Source organism: Leptolyngbya sp. CCY15150, from assembly GCF_016888135.1.
In the GTDB taxonomy this organism is placed as follows: domain Bacteria; phylum Cyanobacteriota; class Cyanobacteriia; order RECH01; family RECH01; genus RECH01.
Map to the genome: position 1 here is coordinate 1 of NZ_JACSWB010000197.1, position 6,109 is coordinate 6,109.

Sequence of the window (6,109 nt, forward strand, 5' to 3'; positions counted from 1 at the left end):
GTCAACTGATGAGCCTGTGGAAGGTAGACGATTTTGGCACGAGTGACCTGATGCAGGGGTACTATGAACGGTTGATGGACGGAGCTGGACGCAGTGAGGCGCTGCGGGATATTCAGCGAGAGTTGCAATCGACAGGGGCTTACGGTCATCCTTATTATTGGGCTGGATTTATCGCGTCGGGCAATTGGCGCGCTATGGAGGGAGGGGAATGAAAGCACCGGAGCGCTATTGGCAACTGCTGCGTCTAACCATGCAGGGTCAGCGGCGGGTGGAGGAGTTGCCGCCTTGCCGCCACTGTCTGGAGACCCAATGTCTGGGGGCGGATGCTGTGCCGAGTGATGCTGTTGTGCAGCGCCAGTTGCAAACGCTGATGCAGACGGCTGAGGAGATGGTGTCTGTTTTGGCAGAAGGCTGCTTGCGCTGCTATATTTCCTACGAAATCGATCGCACCTGTCGAGACCTGTTTAGTCGCTTTAGTGCCGCTGCTGGCCTGACCTGTTTGGAAGATCTGCTGGCCCTGGTGCTGATGGATACGGATCCCTTACATCAACGTCCCACTACTCCTTCTCTTGCGGACGATCCGACGCCCTCCGGCAAAGTCTTGCGTACCTTTGACCCGGATAAGGCGCAACTGAATACCTGGACAAAGCGGGTGGTGATGTCGGATGGTAATCTTAACCATTATCTGCGGGAGCACGGTATTTATCTGGACAGCGATTGGAATTTGTTGAATAGCCTGAGTGAAACCAAGCTACACCAGTTATTGACGGACAATGGGCAGGCGAGTGCGGCCAGCCTGCAGCGGGACACTGCTATCTTGCAAAGCTACCATGACGTCTACCGACGCGATCGCTTAGTATCACGCACCCAGGCTTCTGTCGCCAGCCGTCGCCGCTGTTCCCCGCCGAGCCCCGAGCAGCTCGAACGAATGGTGCAGCAGATCCAACAAACCTGGCTGGGCAAGGCCGATGGGTGGCAGGTGCAGCAGATCACAGCGGATGGGATCCTCACCCAGTTGACGGCCTGGGCCCAACTGATGCGGCGATCGCGCCATCCTCCCACTCTGTCCCTCGATAATCCTGACTACTACCAGCTCGCAGAGACGGCCCAGAGCCCTGGGGATGCTGACGATGCCCAATCCGATCAGCAGCAGTTTCTCCAAGACTACCGTCAGGCTTTGGTGGAAGCCATGGATGCGGCGATCGCCCTCACCCTTACCCATCGAGTAGCGTCTTTCAACCAGCGTCGTAAACCGCCGAAAGCAGCAGAATTTCTGGAGGGGCTGCACCGCTCTGTTTGTCGCAAAGAATCCATGGGGGCGATCGCTCCCCACCTGGGTCTAACCGCCCAATATCAAGTCACTCGTCTGCTCAATCTCAAAGCCCTGCGGGCAGATATTCGTCGAGAACTACAGCATCGCCTACGCCACCGCATAGGCCAATTGGCCCAGGACTATGTAGAAGTATCGACCATGGATCAGACCTTAGACCATGTCCTAGATGCGGCTCTGGATGCAGAGCTGGAGCGAATCATCGGCGAAGCAGAGACCGAATCGTTTAATGCCTATGGAACCTCTCGCAGTCTGCTGAGCCAACGTCTTTGCCATTATCTTACCCGTAGGAGCGCCCCTTTATGACATACCTTACCCTGGACTATGATGACCGATTAGGCGAACGGTTTCTGCATCCCGACGCGATCGCCCTTAGTGATGAAGCGATCGCTTGGGCTGCCACCCGCAGCCAAGCTGTAAACCCCTCGGATGATTGGGGCACCTACCTACACCTCCTGGCCTGGATTGGCGTCAGGGAATGGCTGCAAAGGCGATCGCCGCGCTTAGCTATCCCAGCCTGGGATCCGGCAACCCTGCCGTCTTATCCACCTACTCTACAGATAGGAGAGGCGATCGCCCAACTGGTAGCGATCGCTTGCCTAGAGGATGGCACGGTGGAGCTACCTAGACGTTGGGTAGAAACGACGTCCGCATCGCTGTATGTTCTCGTCGAGGTGTTAGACGAGATCGACCAGGTGCAGGTGCGCGGCTTTCTGCCCCGAACTGCCCTGATGCAGGCTATCCAAACGGCAGGCCTAGAGCCGAACGTCCACGATATCTACAGCTTGCCCGTAGACTGGTTTGACCTAGACCCCGATCGGTTGCTGCTGCAAACTGATTTTGGCACCCTGGGAGCGATCGCCCCGGCGGCCACCCCGGATCTAGCTGCCACGCCAGACCTAGCCGCCGCCCGCGCCCGTCCTGCCATCAATGCCGCCCAGTGGTTCCGCGACCAACTGGATCAGGTGGCCCAGGATCTTGCCTGGATCTTACTCCCCTCCTTTTCCTACAGTCCCGCTCTGCGTTCCCTGCGATCGCCCATCGAGCAACTGGATGGCATCCTCAGCGACCTTACCCGCCATCGCGACGTCACCATTCCCACCACTGCCCGTTCCGCTGCCTACGACTTCCGCGTTGATGACGCCTCCCTACGGCTCTACGTCGTCCTCTGGGATCTGCCCAGCGCCAGTGACGACTCAGACTGGAACCTCTTGGTGATCCTCAGCCCTCAGCCCGACTCCCTCATGCCCCTCGGCACCTGTCTGCACATCCATGATGACCAAAGCCTGCTCACCGAAACCACTCTGCAGGACGCCAGCAGCACCTTCCTCTATGCCCAGGTGGCCGGCGTGCAGCAGGAGCAGTTTTTGATTAGCGTGCGATCGCCCAGCGGTATTCATCTTTCCTTACCTCCCATCGCGTTCATGCCGTGAACTAACTCTATCCCATGCGTGATTTCCCCCTCCTTTTCCAACTCACCGTTCAGCAGGTGGATGCGACCTGTACCTTTCAGCTCACCTGGGGGGGCGGGCAACGCCTCCATGCTCAGCAGCCGATGCCGCCAGACCTGATGCGCCTATACTGGGATTGGCAGCGCGCCTATCTTAACTTTTACCGCAGCTTACCCAAAAGTGACCTGCAGAATGAACCGGAGCAACCGTTGCCCGATGATGCCCTGCGCGGCCGCCTGATTACCAAAGGGGCCGGCACTTCCACCGCCACCGATTGGCAGGCAGACCTGGCAGACCTTCAACAACGGCTGCAGCTCGAACTACACCGCTGGCTCCATAGCCCTGCCCTGTACACCATTCGCCAAGAAGTGCTGAAAGCCGCCCATACTGCCGAGAAGCAGAATGCGATCGTCGATCTGCTGATCACCTGCCATCCCCTCGATCTAGCCCGCTTACCCTGGGAAACCTGGGAACTAGGAGCAGACAGCGGCATTGCTGCCCACCTACGCCTAGCCCGCGCCCCTTTTACCATCCAATCTGCCATGCCAGCGATCGCCCCCAAGCGCCGCCGTCCACGGATCTTGATGATCCTGGGGGATGACCGTGGCCTAAACTTTCAGCGAGAGAAGGAGGCGATAGCTGCCCTGCGTACCTTAGCTGAGGTGGTGTTTATCGGCTGGGAACCGGGTAAATCAGTTACTCAGGTCAAAGAGGTTATCCAAACAGCCTTGATGGATAGCAAGGGCTGGGATGCTCTGTTTTTTGCAGGGCACAGCAATGAAAAAACCAGCATGGGCGGTGAATTGGGCATTGCGCCCCATGGCTACCTGCGGATTGCTGAAATGAAAGCTCCCCTAGCGATCGCCAAGCAGCATGGCCTACAGTTTGCCTTATTTAACTCCTGCAATGGATTAAACCTAGCGGAATCCTTGATCGACCTAGGCTTGAGCCAAGTGGTGATCATGCGAGAACCGATCCACAACAGCGTTGCCGAAGCGTTCATTGTGCGCTTTGCCCAGGCCCTAGCTCAACATAAAGACGTGCAGGAATGCCTCCAGGATGCTTGCCATGCACTCAAAATCCAGAAGGCGTTAACCTACCCGGCTGCTGACCTAGTGCCGTCCCTATTTCGCTATCCCCACACCCAACTCTTCCGCATTCCGCCCACCGGCTGGCGGGAATGGCTAGCGGCCCTGACGCCCAATCGATGGGAAGCGATCGCCCTTTTGATTTTACTAATTCTTACCTGGCAACTACCGGTACAAAAGTGGTTGATCGAACGGCGGGTTTTGCTACAGGCTTTTTACCAAGATTTACCCTGGCAACCAACGCCGCCAGATCCACCCACCCTCTTGCTGCAAATTGACGAAGCTGCCCTGCGCGACCAAAAACGCTTCCGTCCTATCCCCCGCGACTATCTGGCCCAATTAGTAGACCAGGCCGCTGGCACCCCCGTCATTGGCATCGATTACCTACTTGACCTGCGGGATGACGATGATCCGCTCCTGGCCCAATCCTTCGCCGCTGCCGCCCAGCAGGGTAGCTTCTTGGTCCTAGGAGCCAGCCGCGAACAAAATACCCGTCAGTGGCGCTATGCCCAAGATAGTCTGCGCCATCCAGATTGGAGCATCAGCGGTAGCATGACCACCCGGGGCACCCTCTATGCCGAACTGCTGAGCCAAGAACCCTGGCCGCTTTCTTATCTGCTAGCAGCCCTACACCATCACTGTGACGCACCCCCTTGCACCCTGCCGACTGACCTACCCCAGTCTCCACGCTTTCGAGCTAGTTGGTTGACCCGATTCAGCTATGGATTGGGTCAAATGTGGCTGCATCCGATTATTGACTATTCCCTACCGCCCGATCAGGTCTACGATACCCTATCGTCCCAACGGGCCTTAGACACAGTCTTTCCTTCCCCTGGTGCTGCCCAGATCCTGATGATTGTTCCCAACTACGCTGCTGCCGGCATTGAGCGAGAGAACGAAGATAACTTTCTCGCCCCCGCCGCCTATCGCTACTGGCATCGGGGAGAACAGCGTATCCTCACCGGAGGGGAATACCATGCTTACCTGCTGTATCAATATCTAAACCATCGTATGGTGATTCCTATTCCTGATGTTTGGATGATGATCCTAGCCGCCGTCGTTGGCAAAGGGGTGAGGTTGATCCTCCCCACCGATCGTCGTTCTGCCCTGCTGCACCTCAGCGGAGGTACGTTCCTATACAGCTTCGCCAGCCTGGCGCTGTATGCGTCCAGTGCAGCGATCGCTCTCCCGATCCTCACCCCTAGTCTTGTCGTTTGGCTGATCGCCCTGCGACCCACCTCTCGCACCTAAGCGTTTTTCACTATCCCTAACCTAGGGATGCCACTAATTACAACCTATACTCAGAGAACACCATGTTTTACCCTCGCTTTTTATCCTACCTGCTGACCAGCTTGCTGGGAACCACCATCAGCCTCTTTCTAAGCGTCGCCGCTCAGGCTAGCAGTCCTGAATCTGACCTGTCTCCCCCACGCCTAGGATGGCGCAACCTCCTCAACCTTTTCACCCAAGAACCTCCAGAACCGCCCAACAACGGTGGCTCTCGTCCTCTCAATATCAATAACCTATGTTGGATTGCTCCTGTGAGCCAGTCAGATGCTGCAGTAGTAGGGAGCGATCGCCCTACCTTAACCTGGTATAGCCCCAACGACATCATCACCCAAGTGCAACTCACGCCCACCGATCATCGCCATCCACCCCTAATCTACGATATTTCTGCTGACCAGCATAAACTCAATACTGACCTATCGATCTATCAATTTACCCCTGAGCATCCCCTAGAAGCTGGTGTTACCTATGAGTGGCAGATGTATCAAGCCATACCAGGACAAACCGACCTGGGAGCCCCCCTCCCGTACGTGGAACGGATCCGGGTGATGACAACCGAGGAAAGCGATCGCCTTGCGGCTGACTTGGCTCGACAGGAACAAAACCAGATCGCCCAAGGGATGGTGGGGGAAGCTGCCGTGCTCCAGCGATCGGCTTTCTTTGGGCAGCGAGGATTGTGGGCGGAGATGTGGACAATTCTGCTCAGCCAGTCAGAACCATCGGAAGAACTGGAGCAGGCGATATCTGACACCATCACGTCCCTTTGCGGCTTGCCAGAGCAGGAGAGAACCTAAGCGATCTGGGTATCCCTGACATAAATCCAGATTATCCCCTTGTTGGATAGCCCCCCCTTAGCCCTCATCATGTGCATTCAACCCGACTTGATATAACGCTCTTCAATGACTCTGGCGGTAGATAGAATAGAGTAAAAGGGCTGGAACCTAGTGAGAAGC

The 6,109-nt window shown here is 56.7% G+C and carries 5 protein-coding genes; all 5 read left to right on the forward strand.

What is annotated here, in order from left to right; genetic code table 11:
- Nucleotides 1-212: CHAT domain-containing protein (locus JUJ53_RS13885; RefSeq protein ID WP_239125052.1), on the forward strand; the 212-nt coding region annotated here is incomplete at its 5' end.
- On the forward strand, nt 209-1,636 hold the full coding sequence (locus JUJ53_RS13890) for a hypothetical protein (protein ID WP_204152635.1): 1,428 nt from the start codon (nt 209-211) through the stop codon (nt 1,634-1,636). The genes JUJ53_RS13885 and JUJ53_RS13890, both read left to right, overlap by 4 nt.
- The gene (locus JUJ53_RS13895) at nt 1,633-2,763 is read left to right on the forward strand and encodes a DUF1822 family protein (RefSeq protein ID WP_204152636.1); all 1,131 of its coding nucleotides are present in this window, start codon (nt 1,633-1,635) and stop codon (nt 2,761-2,763) included. Before JUJ53_RS13890 ends, JUJ53_RS13895 begins: the two co-directional genes overlap by 4 nt.
- Nucleotides 2,764-2,777: 14 nt before the next feature.
- A complete protein-coding gene (locus JUJ53_RS13900; protein ID WP_204152637.1) occupies nt 2,778-5,120 on the forward strand; it encodes a CHASE2 domain-containing protein in 2,343 nt (780 codons plus the stop codon).
- A gap of 62 nt (nt 5,121-5,182) precedes the next feature.
- The gene (locus tag JUJ53_RS13905; RefSeq protein ID WP_204152638.1) at nt 5,183-5,950 is read left to right on the forward strand and encodes a DUF928 domain-containing protein; all 768 of its coding nucleotides are present in this window, start codon (nt 5,183-5,185) and stop codon (nt 5,948-5,950) included.
- Nucleotides 5,951-6,109: the final 159 nt, after the last annotated feature.

Excerpts from the sequence above, each read along its gene's own strand:
- JUJ53_RS13890 (WP_204152635.1), top strand. The coding sequence starts at position 209 with ATGAAAGCACCGGAGCGCTATTGGCAACTGCTGCGTCTAACCATGCAG.
- JUJ53_RS13895 (WP_204152636.1), top strand. The coding sequence starts at position 1,633 with ATGACATACCTTACCCTGGACTATGATGACCGATTAGGCGAACGGTTT.
- JUJ53_RS13900 (WP_204152637.1), top strand. The coding sequence starts at position 2,778 with ATGCGTGATTTCCCCCTCCTTTTCCAACTCACCGTTCAGCAGGTGGAT.
- JUJ53_RS13905 (WP_204152638.1), top strand. The coding sequence starts at position 5,183 with ATGTTTTACCCTCGCTTTTTATCCTACCTGCTGACCAGCTTGCTGGGA.